This is a genomic window from Alishewanella maricola, assembly GCF_016343785.1.
GTDB classification, from domain to species: domain Bacteria; phylum Pseudomonadota; class Gammaproteobacteria; order Enterobacterales; family Alteromonadaceae; genus Alishewanella; species Alishewanella maricola.
Window position 1 is genome coordinate 31398 of the sequence record NZ_JAEINI020000005.1, and the last position, 18040, is coordinate 49437.

Consider the following 18040-nt stretch of genomic DNA (forward strand, 5'->3'; position numbering starts at 1 on the left):
TTAATCCTTGAGCGCCAGAATGCGTCTAGCACCGTTAAGTACAATTACCCCCGCGATGGTGCCGATAATCAGATCCGGATAATTGGACCCGGTCCACGCGACCAGAGCGCCGGCGGTGATGACCCCCAGGTTGATCACCACGTCGTTGGCCGAGAATATCCAGCTTGCCTTCATGTGCGCCCCGCCCTCCCGATGTTTGGATATGAGCAGCAGACAACTGGTATTGGCAATCAATGCGACGAATGCGATAGCCATCATCACCAGCGATTCAGGCTCACTACCGAATACAAAGCGTCTCACCACCTCTATGAGTACGCCCACAGCCAAGATCAGTTGCAGTACACCAGCAAGATGCGCGGCACGTACCTGCATTTTCACGCTATGTCCAACCGCATAAAGGGCAAGCCCGTACACCGCCGCATCGGCAAAATTGTCCAGGGATTCTCCAATCAGGCCGGTGGACCGGGCGATCAGACCGGCAGTCATTTCCACCACGAACAGAAGTGCATTGATGCCGAGCAACCAGCGCAGGGTCCCGGATTCTTGCTTAGCAGAAGCTGCCGAAAACTCGGCGGCCTTGATGGTCTCCGGATTTGCAGCGACGGTTTCCTGAAGCGAGGCGCCTAGCCCCAAGGTCTTCAGTTTCGAGGTGACGGGCTCGACCTCACCGTCATGCACGACCTTCAACCGGCGGTTCGACAAGTCGAAGGACAGCGCCCGAATCTCCTCAAAGCCGTTCAGGGCTAGGCGAATCATTCGTTCTTCTGATGGACAGTCCATCTTCGGCACGGCATAAACACTGACCCATTCCCCCGACGCATCGGAGGAGGCCTGCATATCGGTATCCGCCGCAGGCCTTGCATGGTCGCCACAGGGGCCTCCGCAGTTTTTACTCATGATATGACTCCACTTGAATGTGATCGGGTTTTCATTTAAAACTATATAGTCGCTATAAGGTCAATAGCGTAGAGAATCCGTTGCGGAGGAACCCGATGCGTATTGGTCAGTTGGCACAGTCAGTAGGGGTAGATACACAGACGATCCGCTTCTACGAACGGCAGGGCTTGTTGCCGCCGCCTGGTCGGCAGGAGAACGGTTACCGTGTCTATACCGAGAAACACGTTGAGCGGCTGGCCTTTATTCGTCGCTGCCGCATCCTGGATCTGTCACTGGCAGAAATTCACGAACTAAAGCGCTATCAGGACGACCCTCATCAGTCCTGTACCGCTGTCAACGCCTTGCTCGATGATCACATCTCTCATGTGCGGTCGCAGATAACCGCTCTGCAAGCGCTTGAGAAACAACTCGTTTCACTAAGAGCGCGTTGCAACGATGACCGGGAAGTTAAGGCGTGTGGGGTTCTTGCTGGAATTAGCGAAGGAAACATGCACCAGCAGTAGGTGAAGCATCAACCAGATAATCCGATGAGATGCCGGTCTGTCTCACTCTCATGCAAAGGTAAGATCAACCATTTAATCCCCTTACCCGAAAAACCGAAGAAAAATGGCGAGTAGAGACTCGCCATTTTCCGCTACCCCCTCGACGTATCCAGCTTAAACCGAACCACGAAGCCGCAGCGAGTTGAATACAACGGACGCTGAACTCAGACTCATCGCCAGGGCTGCAAACATGGGTGATAGAAGCAACCCGGCAAACGGGTACAGGACGCCAGCAGCCAGTGGAACGCCTAACGCATTATAAATGAACGCAAAACCAAGGTTCTGCTTCATATTGAGAACAGTCTTGTTTGACAGGTCCCGGGCAATCGAGATACCCCGCAGGTCTCCTTTTACCAAGGTGATTTGCGCACTGTTCATCGCTACGTCCGTCCCGGTTCCCATAGCGATACCGACATTCGCCTTGGCCAGTGCCGGGGCATCGTTGATGCCGTCGCCCGCCATCGCAACGATGCAACCTTCTGATTGAAGCTTATCAACCAGATTCAGCTTGTCGGCCGGTTTCACTTCGCCATGAACTTCGTCTATGCCTAGTTGTTCGGCGACCGCTTTTGCCGTTGAAATACCGTCACCAGTAGCCATGATGACCCTGATTCCCGCGGCCTTGAGCGCCTGTACCGCTTCAGGGGTGCTCTGTTTGATGGGGTCGGAAACGGCGAGTAGGCCGACCAGTGTGCCGTCAACCGCCAGGTACATCACACTCGCACCCTTTATCCTCCATCCCTCAGCGGTGGCAGCCAGGCCATCAACATTGACGTTATCCTGCTGCATGAACGCAGTGTTGCCCAACAGCAGTATTTTGCCTTCAACCTTGCCCCGTACGCCTATGCCGCTACCCGAGTCAAAGTCGTCCACTGGGCTGAGCACCAAATTACGTTCGCGCGCAGCGCTGACAATAGCGTCAGCCAAAGGATGCTCGCTGCCTTGATCGAGGCTGGCAGCCAGGCGCAAGATTTCATCGGCGTCCAACTCGCCAGCGGAAACAGCCTGATCGAATGCGGGTCGGCCTTCTGTCAAGGTGCCGGTCTTGTCTACGATGAGCGTATCGACTTTGCGCAGATTTTCTATTGCTGCTGCATCACGAAACAGAACACCCTGGGTTGCGCCTCGTCCGGTAGCAACCATGACTGACATGGGCGTTGCGAGCCCCAACGCACAAGGGCAAGCGATGATCAGAACAGCGACCGCATTGATCAGGCCATAGACCCAGCTTGGCTGCGGGCCGAACATGCCCCACACGACCAAGGTGAGGATGGCGATGGCTACCACCGCCATGACAAAGTAACCCGCCACCAAATCAGCCATCCGTTGCATCGGCGCCCGAGAGCGTTGGGCCTGAGCCACCAACTGGACAATTTGTGACAACACAGTGGCCGAGCCGACTTTCTCCGCCCGGATCACAAGTGCACCAGAGGTGTTCATCGTTGCCCCTATGACCTTGTCACCCGGGCGCTTGCTGATGGGTAACGATTCACCAGTCAACATGGATTCATCGAGAGAACTTGCACCCTCTTCAACAATGCCATCGACAGGAACTTTCTCACCGGGACGTACGCGTAAACGATCACCTTCATGCACATGCGTCAGCGGTACATCTTCTTCTGTTCCGTCAGCATTGATACGGCGGGCCGTCTTGGGCGCCAGACCGAGCAATGACCGGACGGCAGCGGATGTCTGGGAACGCGCGCGAAGCTCCAGCACCTGACCAAACAGCGTAAGGGAAATGATCACCACTGCGTCTTCGAAATAAACCGCCACACGCCCCATGGACATGAATGTTTCCGGAAATATACCGGGAGCTACGGTTGCCAGCGAGCTGTAGACGAAGGCGGCACCGGTACCCAAGCCGATGAGCGTCCACATGTTGGGACTGCGGTTGACCACTGATTGCCAACCCCGTACGAAGAACGGCTGTCCGGCCCACAGCACCACGGGAAGCGACAGTACAAGCTCTATCCACGTTTGCGTCGCCATCTCGAACCAGCCAAGCTGTGGCCCAAACATGGCAAGCACCGTGACAATGACGGTAAAAGGCAATGTCCACCAGAATCGCCTGGAAAAATCGTCCAGCTCGGGATTGTCATCTTCCAGACTGGGCATCAGGGGTTCAAGTGCCATGCCGCATTTAGGGCAGGTTCCGGGGTTGTCCTGACGTATTTCCGGATGCATCGGGCACGTATAAATTGTGCCTTTGACCGCTTCCGAGGGAGGTGGCGGGGTTGGTGAAAGAAACTTCTCAGGGTCATGCTGGAATCTATTCATGCATTTGGTGCTGCAGAAGTAGTAAGTTTTACCCGCATGCTCAACATGCTGGGCAGAGTCTGCCGTTACACCCATGCCGCAGACCGGGTCTGTAAGCCCTGAGCCCGTGTGGGAGGGTGTATGGTGATGACAATGAGACTCAGAATTATCGTGACCCATGGATAAGCACCTTTTCAAATAAGCAGGCAGTTTGCGCCGCGTTTTTTGCGGCTTCTTAAAGGAGGAGATTACATGAATCATGATACCATAAACTTATTAGTTAAAGATGACCAGGCTGCTCCCGCAAGCATTACATTTTAGTCATGTTATGCGAACAACGCTTTTCTCACCGATATAACCTAGCTTCCGGCCACCAACATTACATATTTGTCATTTTCTGGTCATGTTGTGGGCAGATTTCAGACTATAAAATTGATATTGACGACAATGAAATGGACTGGCTTCCTTGGCCTGAACTGTAGAGCGGAGTGGAACGATGAAGATTCTCATCGTAGAAGATGAAGTAAAAACTGGGGATTATATCCGGCAGGGCTTCATGGAATCCGGCTTTGTGGTAGATCTCGCCCGGACCGGGCTCGATGGTCACCACCTGGCGATTACCGGCTCGTATAACTTGATTGTCCTTGATGTAATGCTGCCTGATGTGGATGGCTGGCGAATTATGCAGTCATTGAGAGAGGCCAGATCCATCACGCCTGTGTTATTTCTCACCGCAAGGGACAGTGTAGAAGACCGGGTCAAGGGTCTGGAATTGGGAGCGGACGACTATCTGGTCAAGCCTTGGCAATCTATGGGTACAAATATTTGTGCTTTGTGCCTGAGGGTAGTTAACCTGCAAATTCGACTTAACTTTAAATGCTCCAAAGTTCGTCTCGCTTAACTCGTGCCGAATGTCCGCTTTCAGTGAAAAGCTCCGATTTAATCGAATCTCAGTGAATTTCTGCTATTGGCACAAAGTGACTTTATCTGCGATTTTTTATTATTTATTCAAGAAAAAGGTAAGCTTTCAGTAAAAATGATCTCTTCTTGTAAAGAAGTTTTAAACGTATCCGCGAGTCTTATAATTCTGATCCAAAAGTGAGTAATTTTTTATATTTAGCTCTTTCGCTTTTAAACTAAGCTGTCTCTGTTTAAGAGAATCTGGTTCTATCTGCTCATACACCACCCCACTAAATTCTTGCCTGAACATAGTCGGCAGTAAATGGCTATAAGTTCTGTCAATCATCTCAATGCTTGTACCACACTGTTTAGCCAGTGCTGCGTAATCCGCTTTGCTTTTCAGGTTCCAAGTAATATACGAGTGACGAAGTGAATACAGTGTGCGCTCACCATATGGGCTTTGTCTTAGGTTCAGCTTTTCCAGCACATAGGTGAATTTCTTGCTGAGACTTTTAGTGCTTGATCCGTCTGCAAGCACGAATACCAAGTCATCTGCTTTTCTGTCTGGAAAGCGTTCTACCAACTGTTCTAGGTTAGCCACAAAGTCGCTTCGCACAACAACTTGCCGAGTGCCAGTATATAAAGTGGTTTTGCCTTTACGAACTGCTACGGTAATTTCTGGTACACCGTCTACCAATTTAAAACTGATGTCGCTCCACTTAACATTTTCAATTTCAGTACCTGGCCGCATACCCGTTGCCAGTGCGAAGTCGATGTAGTCTTCCATCAGCTCCAGCAGCATTTTACTTTTCTTGTTTTTAGTTCGCTGCATCTCTTCATTTATGAAGTCTGATATTTTGCGATACTCTTCCCAAGTAAAAGCGGCACGACGTTCTTGCCGTTTGCCGTCAGTCTCAAAAGTTGGGATATGGTATTTAGTGATTTGGCCTTTTCTTAACGCCTTTTCATAAACTTTAGTTAGAACGGCATTATGGCTTTGCAATGTTGATTTTGAGGGTTGTCCACCAAACTTTGTCTCGCGCCAGCGATGAAAACTGTCCATATCAGATTGTGTGATCTGATCAATCCGCTGGTCTTTAAAAAATGGGATATGGTAGTTAAGTAGAATGCCTTTATAAATGGAGTTGTTCTTCTTGGAAACGCCTTTGTTTATTAAAGCTTCTAATTCTGAGATGACTTCAGCAGCAAGCTTATCAAAAGGCTGCGCACCAGCAGCAATACCAAGTTTCACTTCAGCTCGACGCTTATACATTGCGTCAATGGCTACCACTTTTGCTTTTTCTAGTTCAGTCTCACCAGTTGAGAAGGTGATATGCTTTTTATCGACTTTAAAGCGGGCGTACCAGCGCTTTGAATTGGACTGAGTATAAAGGTATAAACCCTCCATAACTGCAACTCGTTCCTGATACGCCAACGCTGCCTCCTGCTAGATGTAGCCTCTATGCTTGTAGTTATAAGCCCATTCATTCATTCGTTGTTGTAACTGCTCGTCATAAGTTACATCTTCAAATTGTCGAACGACTCTTTCTTTTGTTTCCAGCTCGATCCCTGACAACTGTCGACCGAACATTCTTGGGATGACATGGCTATAGTGTTGCTCAATCATTTGAATGCCAGTGCCACACTGCCGCGCTAACACATCAATACTGACGTTTTGTGCTGCCAATTCCCATGTAATGTAACTATGTCTAAGAGAATATAAACTTCTTTCACCATATTGTGAATTCTTAAGTTCAATCATTTCTAATGCCGCATCAAAGTGTCTGTTCATCTCCCTTGAGGTTGTTCCATCTGAAAGCCGAAAAAGTCTGTCGTTACCTGTTCGGTTTTGGAAACGTTCCGACAAACGATTAAGCACTTTGACTATTGCTGCCTTACAAACGATCTCACGTGTGCCAGTGTACTTAGTGGTTTTGCCTTTTCTTACTGTGACATAAAAGCGCATTTGTGTTTCATCCCGTTCAGGGTGAAGGTCTGCCCATGTTAGGTTATCCATCTCTGATCCAGGGCGCATACCGGTTAGGATCGCGAAATCCATATAATCAACAAGTAGCTCTCGTAGCTGGCGCGTTTTTTCCTTGCGACTTTCTTTCCCCATTTGAATAACTTGTTCTCTAACTCGCGCATATTCATCAATGGAAAATGCAGCGCGTCTTGAGCCACTAGCACCTTTGTTTTCTAATGTTGGCACTTGGGAAACCAACATGTATTTTCGTCTAACTGCAAAATCAAACACCATTTGTAGTGCTGAGTTATGATTTTGCACAGTGGATTTAGCGGGTATTCTGCCAAGCTGTTTCACTCGCCATACGTCAAAATCATCAAGTTGATCGGCATTGATACGAGTTATATGAGTATCGCCAAAGAAGGGGATGTGATACTTGTTCAGCGCACCAATGTAGTCATCGTAAATGACTTTACCTGTGCCTGTTGCCTTTGCGACTTTCATTTGCTCAATAACTTTCTCGGCAATAAATGCAAAACGCTTTGATTCAACAACAAAGTTATTTGTTTCAAAACGAATTTCAAATTCAATCAAGAGACGATGTGCTTTAGCTATTGCCTGCGGTAAATCAGGAGTTTGAGTGGATCGAATGATATAGGTTTTGTCCACTTTTAAGCGTACAATCCAGTTATAACAGTTCGATTGTTTGTAAATTTTTAGGTTAGGTGCAAGTGTGTGTTTCTCAAGGATTTTTGCCATGATATGACTCCTAAATCCGGAACACCTTTTGTGAAGTTTTTTCAAAGGTGGAGGATTTATATTGTTAAGCTACTGAATTTATAGCAACAATATCTTATAGTCATTTCATTCAAAATCCGCCGGGGGAAACTCCGTGTCGGTTCGAGTCCGACCCTAGGCACCAATCAAATTTTCTATGTTAGAAACTACTATTTCACTCTTAAAAAATGCACCAAGCACCAGGCAACTTTTGCAGTGCTGTTATGTTGACAATACAAGATGATAAGGAATAACGCTTTTGCGAAACAACAGCACTGCGCTTTACTAATCTGTGCCAAACTGAACTACTTATCCAGACAAGTAAGACTTATCGCCTAGTTATAAGTAGCTAAGCCAAGGTTTTTTATGGTTGTGCTTATAACGACTGAACCATAGTGTGGGCCAATACAGCGCTATTGATAGGCTGATACTAATTATCCAAATAGTACTGATATGGTCGACGCCATATAATTGCCCATAATTAGCACCAAACAACCAGATCGCGATGCAATAAAGCACTAATAACACATACAAATGTAAGATGTAAAAAAACATCGGTACTGAGCCAAACACCATTAAGATCTGCCCCAATTTGTTTTGCCACTGTTCCATCCAGCGCAATAGAAAACACATGGCGCCCAGCGTCACCAATAAGAAATGTAAGGACGCGGGATACTTGGTGAAGTTTAAAAAAGACATGGCACTTTGCAGCAGTGTCGCTTGCGGTTGCCAAGGCAGGCTTTCTCCATAAATATTAAAGCCTCGCAGCACCAGTAACAGCGCTAACGCGAAAACGCCACCCCACAATAACAGGGTGCGTCTTTGCTCAGGATCTTGCTTGACGGCATACAGAGGCCCTGCGAAGTAACCAAGCAAAATCACTCCAAACCAAGGTAAAGCTGGGTAGCTGAGCTTAATGGTGAGGCTGTCGGTTTGCAGTAAAATATTGCGATCATGCAGTATGGTCCACACACTATAGCCCCACTCATCGGGCGCAAACGTTATGGGCGTTAAAGCATTATGCCCAAATACCAGCGCTAACCCGACCAGCAGTTGCCAACGTCTTGGTAAATGTAATAAGGCCGCCAGTGCAAGCATGCTAAGGCCAATCACCCAAATCACCTGCAGCCAGATGGTTTGGTAACTACCCATCCAAGAGAAGGTGATTAAGGTAAACTCCAACGCGATCAGGAATAAGCCCCGCTTTACTAAAAATGCACTGGCAGAGCGAGGAGCGCCATTGGCAGGATGAGCGTAAAGCCAAGCCGATAGCCCTGTAAGAAATACAAAGATCGGTGCGCAAAAATGTGCCGCGAAGCGACTAAAAAACAGCGCAGGATCGGTGGTGCTAGCATCCATCGGATCGCTCACTTGCATATGCAAAAAGAAGCGCTCCCGCACGTGATCAAGCAGCATGATGAGGATCACCAGTCCACGTAACATGTCGATAGACTGGATCCGTTGTGTGATTTGCTGATCCATAACTTAAAAATTGTACCGAATTGCCAGTTTGGCATTGACTGGCTCACCAGGAACCGTCCATAACCTATTGTAAGAGTTATGCACATAATGTTTATCGAAGATATTATCGATATTCAGTTGTGCTTGCAGTTGGTTAGTCAGATCAATATGCATAAAAACGGAAAACAAGCTTACCGCCGCCAATTGATAGCTAGGCTCAACCGAGTCGCCTAACCGGCTACCGATATAGCGGGCTTTTAGGCCAAACTTGCTGGCTTTACCGGCTAATACGGTTTCAGTGGTTAATACCGCAGTGCCTTGATGACGCGGCACATTGACTAAACGGCTACCTGAGGGCACTAAAGAACCCCAATCTGGATTGATCACTTCACCAACGGTTTTGGTATCCATCACCGCATAGGATAAATCTAAATAGAGGTTATCGGTCAGATGGCGGTGCAGTTCAAATTCGATCCCCTGACTCTGTGCCCGCCCTAAGGTGGCTTGAAAGCCCACATTAATCGGATCTGAAGTCAGGATATTAGATTTTTCTGCCGAGAATAGCGATAAGGTGCCTTGAGTGCTGCCTGCACTGTATTTGGCACCGATCTCAACCGATTCGCTTTCTTCTGGCGCAAAGGGGTTACGATTAAAGTCGGTGCCGCTTAGCGGAATAAAGCCTTCAGAATAGCTACTATAAAACGTCAAAGCATCGTTATAAGCATAAACTAAACCTAAGCGTGGGCTTAATTTATTATCTAACTGCTTGCTAAAACTATTGGCGAGTTGTTCCGTAATTTGCAAACGGTAGCGATCTAAACGTACGCCCATTGATAAGTGCCAACGCGCGGCCAGCTGAATCTGATCCTGTACAAAGACACCAAAACCCCACTGCTCTTCGTCATTAATATACAGTGGCGTAGGAGCTGGTGCGGTGCCGCCATAGACAGGGTTAAAAATATCTAAACTGTAACTACCCGCTGGACCACGATAACGTCCTAATAAGGTGTATAGGCTGTACTCGTAAGCGTCTGCCCCTACTAACAGGTGATGTGTTTTACCAAACAGTGTCAGATTGCCACTGATTTCAGCTCGGATCGATAAATCATCCGATTGATAATCACGATTCCGACGCTGCCGAGTCAGAGTTCGGCCATCACGATATAGCGTTTGCCTGCCGCCAGCCAGCTCTGCATCGGAGGAATTGCCTTTTAACGAGGACTCGCGGTAACTCAACCCCGCCAGTAAAGACCAATTATTGGCTAGAATAGATTCAAGGCTCAGTTGATGACCGGTGGCGTCAATTACCGTGGCACCATCACTGGGATCCCCTAAATAACGCGAACGCGGTAGAGTTTTTAAATCATTATTTAGCACCACATAGCCACGATCAAACAGCTGTTCTTGTTTAAGATATTCAAATTCATACAACAGCGCCGTGTTATCAGATAAGGCATAACGCACCGAAGGCGTAAACACGGTTTTATCGGTAAATACAAAATCTCGAAAGCTATCGTATTGTTGTACCGCGCCATTTAGACGGACCGCAAGTTGCTCGTTCAGCCCTGTGGTGTAATCCCCTTCGAGTCGGTACTGATCAAAACTACCGACAGAAGCTTGGACATAGCCTTCAGTGTCATGCTGTGGCTTTTTAGTCACGATGTTAACGGTACCGCCGGGTTCCGAGCGACCAAATAGCGCTGAACCTGGGCCTTTCATAATTTCAATATACTCAACATTAACTAAATCGCGGTTGCCACTAAAACCGCGGCCAGCATTAAAGCCATTGACTAAGTAGCCTGAGGGCATATTTTCATTACCTGGAAAGCCCCGTATGGAAAAGCTATCCCATAGGCCGCCACCGTTGTTTTGCCGAGCAATACTGCCTGCCAAATCGAGCGCATCCTGAAAGCGAGTAATGCCATTATCTCGCAGCATTTCTAAATGCAAGCTTTCCACGGCTTGTGCTTGTAAGTGGAAAGGCACATCACCACGGTAAGCTTGTTTATAATTAACGCTGATATGTTCAATATCACTAGCTGTTTTATTAGCCGCAGCCATGACAACAGTTGGAGTTAAGCTGGTAGTTATAAACAGTGGTAGTAAAAAGAACCGCTTTAAAGCAAACATGAAGGCCTCAAAATTAAGTCAGAACAGTAAATAAGTTTTGTTATAACATATCATATAAGCTGCAAGGAAATAAGTGGGAAGCAGCAAGTTGCTCGCAATTTAATAAGACGTGTGATCACGACTAAGCTCAAATTTAAAGAAACCGCCTTTATCGGCGGTTTTTTGTTTTAAGCGCTTCGCTTTAAATCTTTTTTACAGAAAGCAAAAAGCCCTGATAAGCCAGGGCTTTTTCAATTCTTTAGTTAGTTTAAGCCACGTTTTGGGCTTTCAATAGCTCATTTTGCACTTGGCTACTGCTGTTGCCGATACTGATTTTACGCGGCTTTAATGCTTCGGGTACTTCGCGTACTAGCTCGATATGCAGCAGGCCATGCGCCATGTGGGCGCCGGTCACTTTAATGTAATCGGATAACTGAAATTTTCGCTCAAAGTTACGTTCAGCAATGCCTTGATGCACAAAGCGGCGGCCTTCGTCTTTACCGGCTTTTTGCCCTTTAACCAGTAACGTATTATGTTCGGTTTCAATACTCATCTCTTGCTCGTCGAAGCCCGCGACTGCCATGGTAATGCGGTACTGATCTTCGCCGGTCACTTCGATGTTGTAAGGTGGGTAGGCAGGTTGCTTTTCATTGCGCGCTGCGGCATCCATTAAATTCGCTAAGTGATCAAAGCCAATAAATGAACGGTAAAATGGTGCTAGGTCGATAGTTGTCATAACCAATTCCTCTTCAGCAAACAGGTAGTTTTTTTGCCCTTCAATTGAACGGGCGTTAGGGTTAACAGCAAAGCGGCTGTCGGTTTCATTAAAGGTGCCGTATCCGGCCACCTTAAATACTTAATAAGGTCGGCTTGTATGATTTCAAGCGATGTTGCAGATCTTTTTCATAACACTTAACTTGTCATGCGTGCGTTGTGCGCATAATATAAGCGTAACGTGCATGCATAATGAGGATTTAGTGATGAATGTTACCTTAGGTCATGAATTTGAAAAACGTATCAATGAGAAAATTTCATCTGGTTTATATACTTCAGCCAGTGAAGTTATTAGAGATGGTTTGAGATTATTGTTTGAAAAGGATATCGCAAAGCAGCAGCAGCTTGAAATTTTACGGCAAGAAGTGACTCGGGGTTTTGAGCAATTATCAGCAGGGAAACATTCCGCTCGCAATGCCTTGGATATTTTCGATGAAGTCAGTAGGGATATTAATGGTTAGTTAAAAGCTATCTTCTTTTGCTGAGTCTGATATTAAAGAAATTGCAGCAAAAACGATAGACGCTTGGGGTAAGCAGCAAGCAAGGTTGTATGCAGAAAACTTGCATAACACAAAGCTTATGCTTGCCAATAACCCTGCTTTAGGGCGGATGCGCGATGACATATTCGCTGGTACAAGGAGTTTTCCTTCAGGCAAGCATGTCATTTTTTATAAGCCCTGCAAAGGTGGCATTGACGTTGCTAGAGTATTACATCAGCGCATGGATATACTCAGCCAGCTTGATGAATAATATATAAATAGTCCAATCTGTTTTAAGCAAACTATTCTTAAATTGTTTAGAAAATTTGCTGTATTAGTAGTGGTTTACCTCATCAGCTGCTAGCCTTAGCCAAGCTGATTAATCTTCAGGATCTACCATGCTACTTCGAATGCTTTTTTTAGCCTTGTTAACGCCGGCGGTTTTGGCACAAACCACACCACTGCCAGAAAAGCCTGTGTTGATGCTACAGCCACAATTGGTTGAGATAATTGCTAAAGATGCCACTTTAGAAATTCTGGCCGAAGGCTTTAGCTGGTCAGAAGGGCCGATTGCCGAGCCGGGTAGTGGCGATATTTTGTTTTCTGATGTGCCTGAAAATAAAGTGTACCGCTGGAACGAACAAGCCGGCTTAACATTGTTTTTGCAGCCATCAGGTTACACCGGTTTACATCCTGAGAATAACCGGCAGCAGGGGGCTAATGGTCTAATTTTTAATGCGGATAAGCAGCTGGTGATTGCGCAGCATGGCGATCGCCGTTTAGCTATTTTCACTGGGATGCAAGAGGGCGCGCCGCAATATAAAACACTGGCGATGCGTTACAACGATAAGCTACTTAGCAGCCCGAATGATGTCGTACAACACAGTAGCGGAGCCTACTATTTTACTGACCCGCCATACGGTTTAGCCGGTGGTGACGCTTCGCCAGACAAGCAGCAACCTGTAAATGGTGTTTATCGGCTGGCGCCCGATGGCACAGTGACGTTATTGGTTACGCAGTTAACTCGGCCCAATGGCTTAGCGTTTTCCGCAGATGGAAAATGGTTGTATGTAGCCAACTCTGATCGCGCCGCCGCACAGTGGTGGCGTTATCCGTTACAAGCCGATGGCAGTGTGGCTGAAGGTCAGCTATTCCTAGATGCCACCGCACAAGCGCAACAACAACGTGGCTTACCCGATGGTTTGAAAGTATTACCGTCAGGTGTGCTATTGGCCACTGGGCCAGGCGGCGTATGGGTGATTTCACCTGATGGCGAACATTTAGGTACTATTCAAACCGGTGTCGCCGCTGCTAATGTGGCATTAAGTGCCGATAACCGCTGGTTATATATCACTGCGACCAATTTTTTATTACGAATTGCGCTAAAACTGCACTAGTTAAACACAGAAATTGATTTTGGTTAAGGTTACTCCCCCACAAACATTGATTGTTAGCTAAACTGAATAACGTAGTGAGGCACTGGAGTTCAACATGACATTTATCAACGACTTGTTTAACGGTAGCTTTATGCCGCACGGTCATTGTTTGCTATGGCGTACAGATTTACTGATTTTGCATGTCGGCGGCGATGTGATGACCTTTGTAGCCTATATGCTGATCCCTTTGGCATTGCTTCGGTTGGTTAAAATGCGTGATGACTTAAAGTTTAGTTGGATCGTGTTGATGTTTTCTTGTTTTATATTTTTTTGCGGTGCGACTCATTTTTTGGGCATCGTTAATGTTTGGCATGGTTACTACTATATTCACGGCATTATGAAAACATTAACGGGCATGATCTCAATTGCAACGGCCATTATGCTGTGGCATTTATTGCCTTATGCGATAGCGATGCCGAGTAAGCGCAATCTCGAAGAGAAAATCGTTGCTTTAACCCTTGCCGAAAAAAAATTAGCACAGGCCAATCAGCATTTAGAGTCAGAGGTAGCAAAGCGTACCGCCCAATTAGAAAAGCTGGCTACAACGGATGAGCTAACCGAGTTAGCGAATCGTCGAGAAATCATGCGTATCCTTGATGTTGAGTTATTACGTTGTCGGAGGCAAAAGTCAACGCTATGTGTCATGATGCTCGATCTTGATCATTTTAAAGCTATAAATGATGAGCATGGCCATCAAACGGGAGATCAAACGCTGAAATTCGCGGCTGAATGCTTTAAACAGCAGATCAGAAAAATAGATTTTATTGGCCGAATTGGTGGTGAGGAGTTTTTGATTATTCTGCCCGACACGGCCATTGAACCTGCGGTTGAACTGGCTGAACGGATCCGGTTGGCACTTAATCAGCAATCGACAAAACAGGCTTTGCCTAATTGTACTGTTAGCATTGGTGTCATTGACTGCCAAATCACGGATACGCCGCAAAGTTTATTACAACGTGCTGACGACATGATGTATCAAGCTAAAACAAATGGTCGTGATCAAGTTTGTTTTAGTTAAGCAGCCTTGGGGTTAGCATCGCATAAAGTGTTATGTCGCGATGATTGTTTTAAGGCCATTGTTTCAGCAGTTGTTGATACTTGTCCGACGCAATCAATTTGGCAAGTTCTAGATCAAATTGCTGCTGTAACTGTTTGTCTTTAATAATCGCACCATAGGATTTTGCTACAAAGATTGGGTGGATCGAGAATTTCTCTTGCGGGTAATACTGCTTGAAGATGTGTGTTAATAAACGGCGCTCGCCAATCACTACATCTGTGCGGTTATTTACCAGTAATCTTAATTGTAACTCCCGATCAGCGACCTCTAAATAATTTGTGTCTTTAATAACATGGCTTAACTGATCCGCCAGCACCGCATGAGCAAACTGGTAAGTAACGATTCTTTTTCCTTTTAAATCATTAATGGCGTTAATGTTGTGCTGCTCAGTTTCCCGTGATATGGCGACATCTTGATAAGGTAAATAAGGTTTTGTCAAAAAACCATGCTGAGATTCAAAAGCAGCTGGGCTGGCCACATCAAATTTGCCCTCGTTAAAGTCTTTAATCAGTCGGCTGTAGCCTAATAAGTGAAACTCTGTCGCATAGCCCATCTGCTGGAATACATGCCGTAAGATCTCAACATCAATGCCGGTGACTTCTTGCCCTGCAGGCTGAAAGGCCCATGGTGGGCCAATATTGACGGCTACTTTCAGTGTTTTCTGAGCCGCAAAGCAGGGCCAAGCTAACAGTAAAAAGCCGATTAGCACGATGCGCATGTTGGGTACCGTTAAGTTACTGATGGTCATTTTTCACCATCTTATTGTTTTTCTGCATTGGAGTGTAGTTGATAAATAGTGTTATATCAGCAGTAAACTGCTTAAAACCGTGCTTATTTGTGCTTTTAAGTCGCTGCTGTTGATTTACCTTAGTAGATTACATATTCAACTTATGTTCCTAATTTTCCTTTTTAATCATATACAAGATGGCGTAAAAACCTTTATGGTAGAGGCTTGAATGATTGAAAGGATGGCGTTGATGGAAAAGTTTTTTGTAGCTTGTGGGTTGGTCTTTTTGTTATTGCTTAGTGGTTGTCAGCCATCCACGGATAAGCAGAGCATAGCCGACTATAGCCAGCGGTTAGATGTCGAACCTGGTTTATTTAAGCTATATCGTGATAAAGAGGCGGGTAAGGTCTATTTGCAGGTGCCGGCGAGTGATCAGCAATATCTTTATTATTCCAGCTTGCCACAGGGGTTAGGTTCAAATGATATTGGTTTAGATCGCGGGCAATTGATGGAGTTAGGCGCGCGCTTGGTCAGTTTTGAAGATGCTGGCGACAAAATGTTATTACGCCAGCATAATACGCAATTTCGTGCCGAATCGAATAACCCTTTAGAGCAACGTTCAGTCGATGAGGCTTTTGCCAGTGCCATTATTGGCAGTTTTAGCGTAGTGGCGCGTGATGCCACAAGCGTGCTGATCGATGCGACCGATTTCGTGGTCAGCGACAGCCATGGCGTAGCACGTATTTTGAAAGCGCGCGGTCAAGGTGATTTTACCTTAGCGCCAAGCCATTCGGCGTTGTATTGGCCAAGGACGAAAAGCTTTGAAAGAAATACTGAGCTTGAAGCCACCTTAACCTTTACCGGCGATAATCCGGGTAATTTTGTGCGCCAAGTGGCGCCTGATCCTTACCAAATTAGTGTGCGCGTACATCACAGTTTTATTGCGCTGCCTGAACCTGGTTTTGTCCCGCGTACCTTTCATCCACAAAGCGGCTTTTGGTCTTTTGACTATGAAGATTACGCTGCCCCTATTGATGAACCTATTACCCAGCGTGTGATCCCACGCCACCGTTTAGCGAAAAAAGACCCTTCGGCTGCACTTAGTGAAGCGGTGGAGCCTATCGTCTATTACCTCGATGCGGGCACACCCGAACCTATTCGCTCTGCCTTATTGGATGGCGCGCGCTGGTGGAATGAGGCCTTTACCGCGGCCGGATACAAAGATGCGTTTGTGGTAAAAATGATGCCTGAAGGCGCGGATCCGATGGATGTGCGTTATAACATGATCCAATGGGTGCATCGGGCGACGCGTGGTTGGTCTTATGGTAGCAGTGTGATTGATCCACGTACCGGCGAAATTATTAAAGGGCATGTCACTTTAGGTTCGCTGCGGGTGCGGCAAGATTATTTGTTGGCGCAAGGTATGACGTCACCTTTTACGGAGCCCGACATCGTGGCGTATGAACTAACCGAGATGGCGTTAGCGCGTATTCGGCAATTATCGGCACACGAAATTGGCCACACGCTCGGCATTGCGCATAACTTTGCTGCCAGTAACCAAGACCGTGCCTCGGTAATGGATTACCCGCATCCGAAATTTACTTTAACGCCTGAGCAAAGCATCAGCTTAAACGATGCTTATGCCACGGGTATTGGGGCTTGGGATAAACGGGTTGTGCAATACGGTTATGGTGATTTTGCGGATGACGCAGCTCGCTTAGCCTTTATTGCAGAGTCTAATAATGCCGGTTTTGTGTTTATGTCTGATGCCGACAGTAATGGCATTAGCAAAGCACATGCATTTTCGAGTTTATGGGACGGTGGCGCCGATGCGGTTACCGAGTTAGAGCGTATTTTAGCGGTACGCCAGCAAGGTTTGGCAAATTTTAGCGCCGCGACCCTGGCGTTTGAGCGCCCCTATTCTGATTTAGCGGAAATTCTAGTGCCGCTGTATTTTTCGCATCGCTACCAAACTGAAGCCGTCGGGAAATGGCTCGGCGGTTATCAATATAGCTATCAGGTTAAAACGGCGAATGTGGCACCAGATTATCAACCGTTGTCGGGTGCTGAACAGCAACGCGCGTTAGCGGCATTATTGAAAACCCTAGAGCCAGCACAATTGGCGTTAAGTGCGCAGATCCAGGCATTAATTCCCCCTAAAGCTTATGGTTATCGCAGTAGCCGCGAGAGCCCACAAGGTTATACGGGGTTGATTTTTGATCCCCTATCTTTAGCCGAAGCGGCCGCTAACCAAAGCTTCGCCATTTTATTGGATGAGCAGCGTTTAGCTAGGCTGCAGTGGCAACATCAGTTTGATAACAAGGTGCCCAGTGTCAGTGCTGTTTTAGCGGCTACCTGGCAACAAATTCAGCAGCCGATTGCAACCCAACCTTTGCTCAGTCGACGCATGCAAATCAGTTACTTGCAGCAGTTACTAGCGCTGGCTAAGTCAGCAGAATTAGCCCCCGAGTTGCGCGCAGAGTTATTGTTTCATCTGCAAGCGCTCAGTGAAAAGTTCGCTTTGGGTAATGATGCGCACCATTTATTATTATTAAAAATGGCGGGGCAAATAAGTAATGCGGCAGCGGATCTCAATAAGGTTAAAACCTTACAAGCGCCACCAGGCTCGCCAATTTAAGGTTTATAACAGCAAGCC

13 protein-coding genes and 2 pseudogenes are annotated in these 18040 nt (G+C 46.8%); 7 read left to right on the top strand and 8 right to left on the bottom strand.

What is annotated here, in order from left to right; translation table 11 throughout:
• Window positions 1-897, bottom strand: coding sequence for a cation efflux transmembrane domain-containing protein (locus JAO78_RS08940; protein WP_008985553.1), 897 nt, complete (start codon window positions 895-897; stop codon window positions 1-3).
• Window positions 898-992: 95 nt separating this feature from the next.
• On the opposite strand from JAO78_RS08940, the gene cadR reads away from it, so the two are divergent.
• The gene (cadR, locus tag JAO78_RS08945; RefSeq protein ID WP_001219640.1) at window positions 993-1400 is read left to right on the top strand and encodes a Cd(II)/Pb(II)-responsive transcriptional regulator; all 408 of its coding nucleotides are present in this window, start codon (window positions 993-995) and stop codon (window positions 1398-1400) included.
• A 153-nt stretch (window positions 1401-1553) separates the two neighbouring features.
• On the opposite strand, the gene JAO78_RS08950 is transcribed toward cadR, so the two are convergent.
• Complete coding sequence (locus JAO78_RS08950; protein ID WP_226751008.1) at window positions 1554-3878, bottom strand: heavy metal translocating P-type ATPase; 2325 nt, start codon at window positions 3876-3878, stop codon at window positions 1554-1556.
• Between the two features lie 316 nt (window positions 3879-4194).
• Between JAO78_RS08950 and JAO78_RS08955 the strand changes: the two are divergent.
• Window positions 4195-4503, top strand: a pseudogene (locus JAO78_RS08955) (response regulator); the annotation flags it as partial.
• A gap of 255 nt (window positions 4504-4758) precedes the next feature.
• On the opposite strand, the gene JAO78_RS08960 reads toward JAO78_RS08955, so the two are convergent.
• The 5 genes from JAO78_RS08960 to JAO78_RS08980 all read right to left on the bottom strand — a co-directional run bounded on the left by JAO78_RS08960 (window position 4759) and on the right by JAO78_RS08980 (window position 11647).
• Window positions 4759-6033: a tyrosine-type recombinase/integrase gene (locus tag JAO78_RS08960; protein WP_008985556.1), complete on the bottom strand. Its 1275-nt coding sequence runs from the start codon at window positions 6031-6033 to the stop codon at window positions 4759-4761.
• A gap of 12 nt (window positions 6034-6045) precedes the next feature.
• On the bottom strand, window positions 6046-7323 hold the full coding sequence (locus tag JAO78_RS08965) for a tyrosine-type recombinase/integrase (RefSeq protein ID WP_226751009.1): 1278 nt from the start codon (window positions 7321-7323) through the stop codon (window positions 6046-6048).
• Between the two features lie 357 nt (window positions 7324-7680).
• Window positions 7681-8823, bottom strand: a complete 1143-nt coding sequence (locus JAO78_RS08970) for an acetyltransferase domain-containing protein (RefSeq protein ID WP_226751010.1) — start codon at window positions 8821-8823, stop codon at window positions 7681-7683.
• Window positions 8824-8826: 3 nt separating this feature from the next.
• Window positions 8827-10863, bottom strand: coding sequence for a TonB-dependent siderophore receptor (locus JAO78_RS08975; RefSeq protein WP_226751011.1), 2037 nt, complete (start codon window positions 10861-10863; stop codon window positions 8827-8829).
• A 316-nt stretch (window positions 10864-11179) separates the two neighbouring features.
• Window positions 11180-11647, bottom strand: coding sequence for an Hsp20 family protein (locus tag JAO78_RS08980; RefSeq protein WP_226751271.1), 468 nt, complete (start codon window positions 11645-11647; stop codon window positions 11180-11182).
• A gap of 244 nt (window positions 11648-11891) precedes the next feature.
• On the opposite strand from JAO78_RS08980, the gene JAO78_RS08985 reads away from it, so the two are divergent.
• From JAO78_RS08985 to JAO78_RS09000, 4 genes and pseudogenes are all read left to right on the top strand, one after another.
• Entirely contained in the window at window positions 11892-12146 is a 255-nt protein-coding gene (locus JAO78_RS08985; protein ID WP_226751012.1) for a type II toxin-antitoxin system ParD family antitoxin, read from the top strand.
• Between the two features lie 22 nt (window positions 12147-12168).
• Window positions 12169-12435 (top strand): annotated as a pseudogene (locus JAO78_RS16855) (type II toxin-antitoxin system RelE/ParE family toxin); the annotation flags it as partial.
• 127 nt (window positions 12436-12562) lie between these two features.
• Window positions 12563-13561, top strand: coding sequence for an SMP-30/gluconolactonase/LRE family protein (locus JAO78_RS08995; protein WP_226751013.1), 999 nt, complete (start codon window positions 12563-12565; stop codon window positions 13559-13561).
• Between the two features lie 94 nt (window positions 13562-13655).
• A complete protein-coding gene (locus JAO78_RS09000) occupies window positions 13656-14618 on the top strand; it encodes a GGDEF domain-containing protein (RefSeq protein ID WP_226751014.1) in 963 nt (320 codons plus the stop codon).
• 49 nt (window positions 14619-14667) lie between these two features.
• Here the strand turns inward: JAO78_RS09000 and JAO78_RS09005 are convergent, their stop codons facing one another.
• A complete protein-coding gene (locus JAO78_RS09005) occupies window positions 14668-15405 on the bottom strand; it encodes a substrate-binding periplasmic protein (protein WP_226751015.1) in 738 nt (245 codons plus the stop codon).
• 229 nt (window positions 15406-15634) lie between these two features.
• Between JAO78_RS09005 and JAO78_RS09010 the strand changes: the two genes are divergently transcribed.
• A complete protein-coding gene (locus JAO78_RS09010) occupies window positions 15635-18022 on the top strand; it encodes a zinc-dependent metalloprotease (protein WP_226751016.1) in 2388 nt (795 codons plus the stop codon).
• Window positions 18023-18040 lie beyond the last annotated feature (18 nt).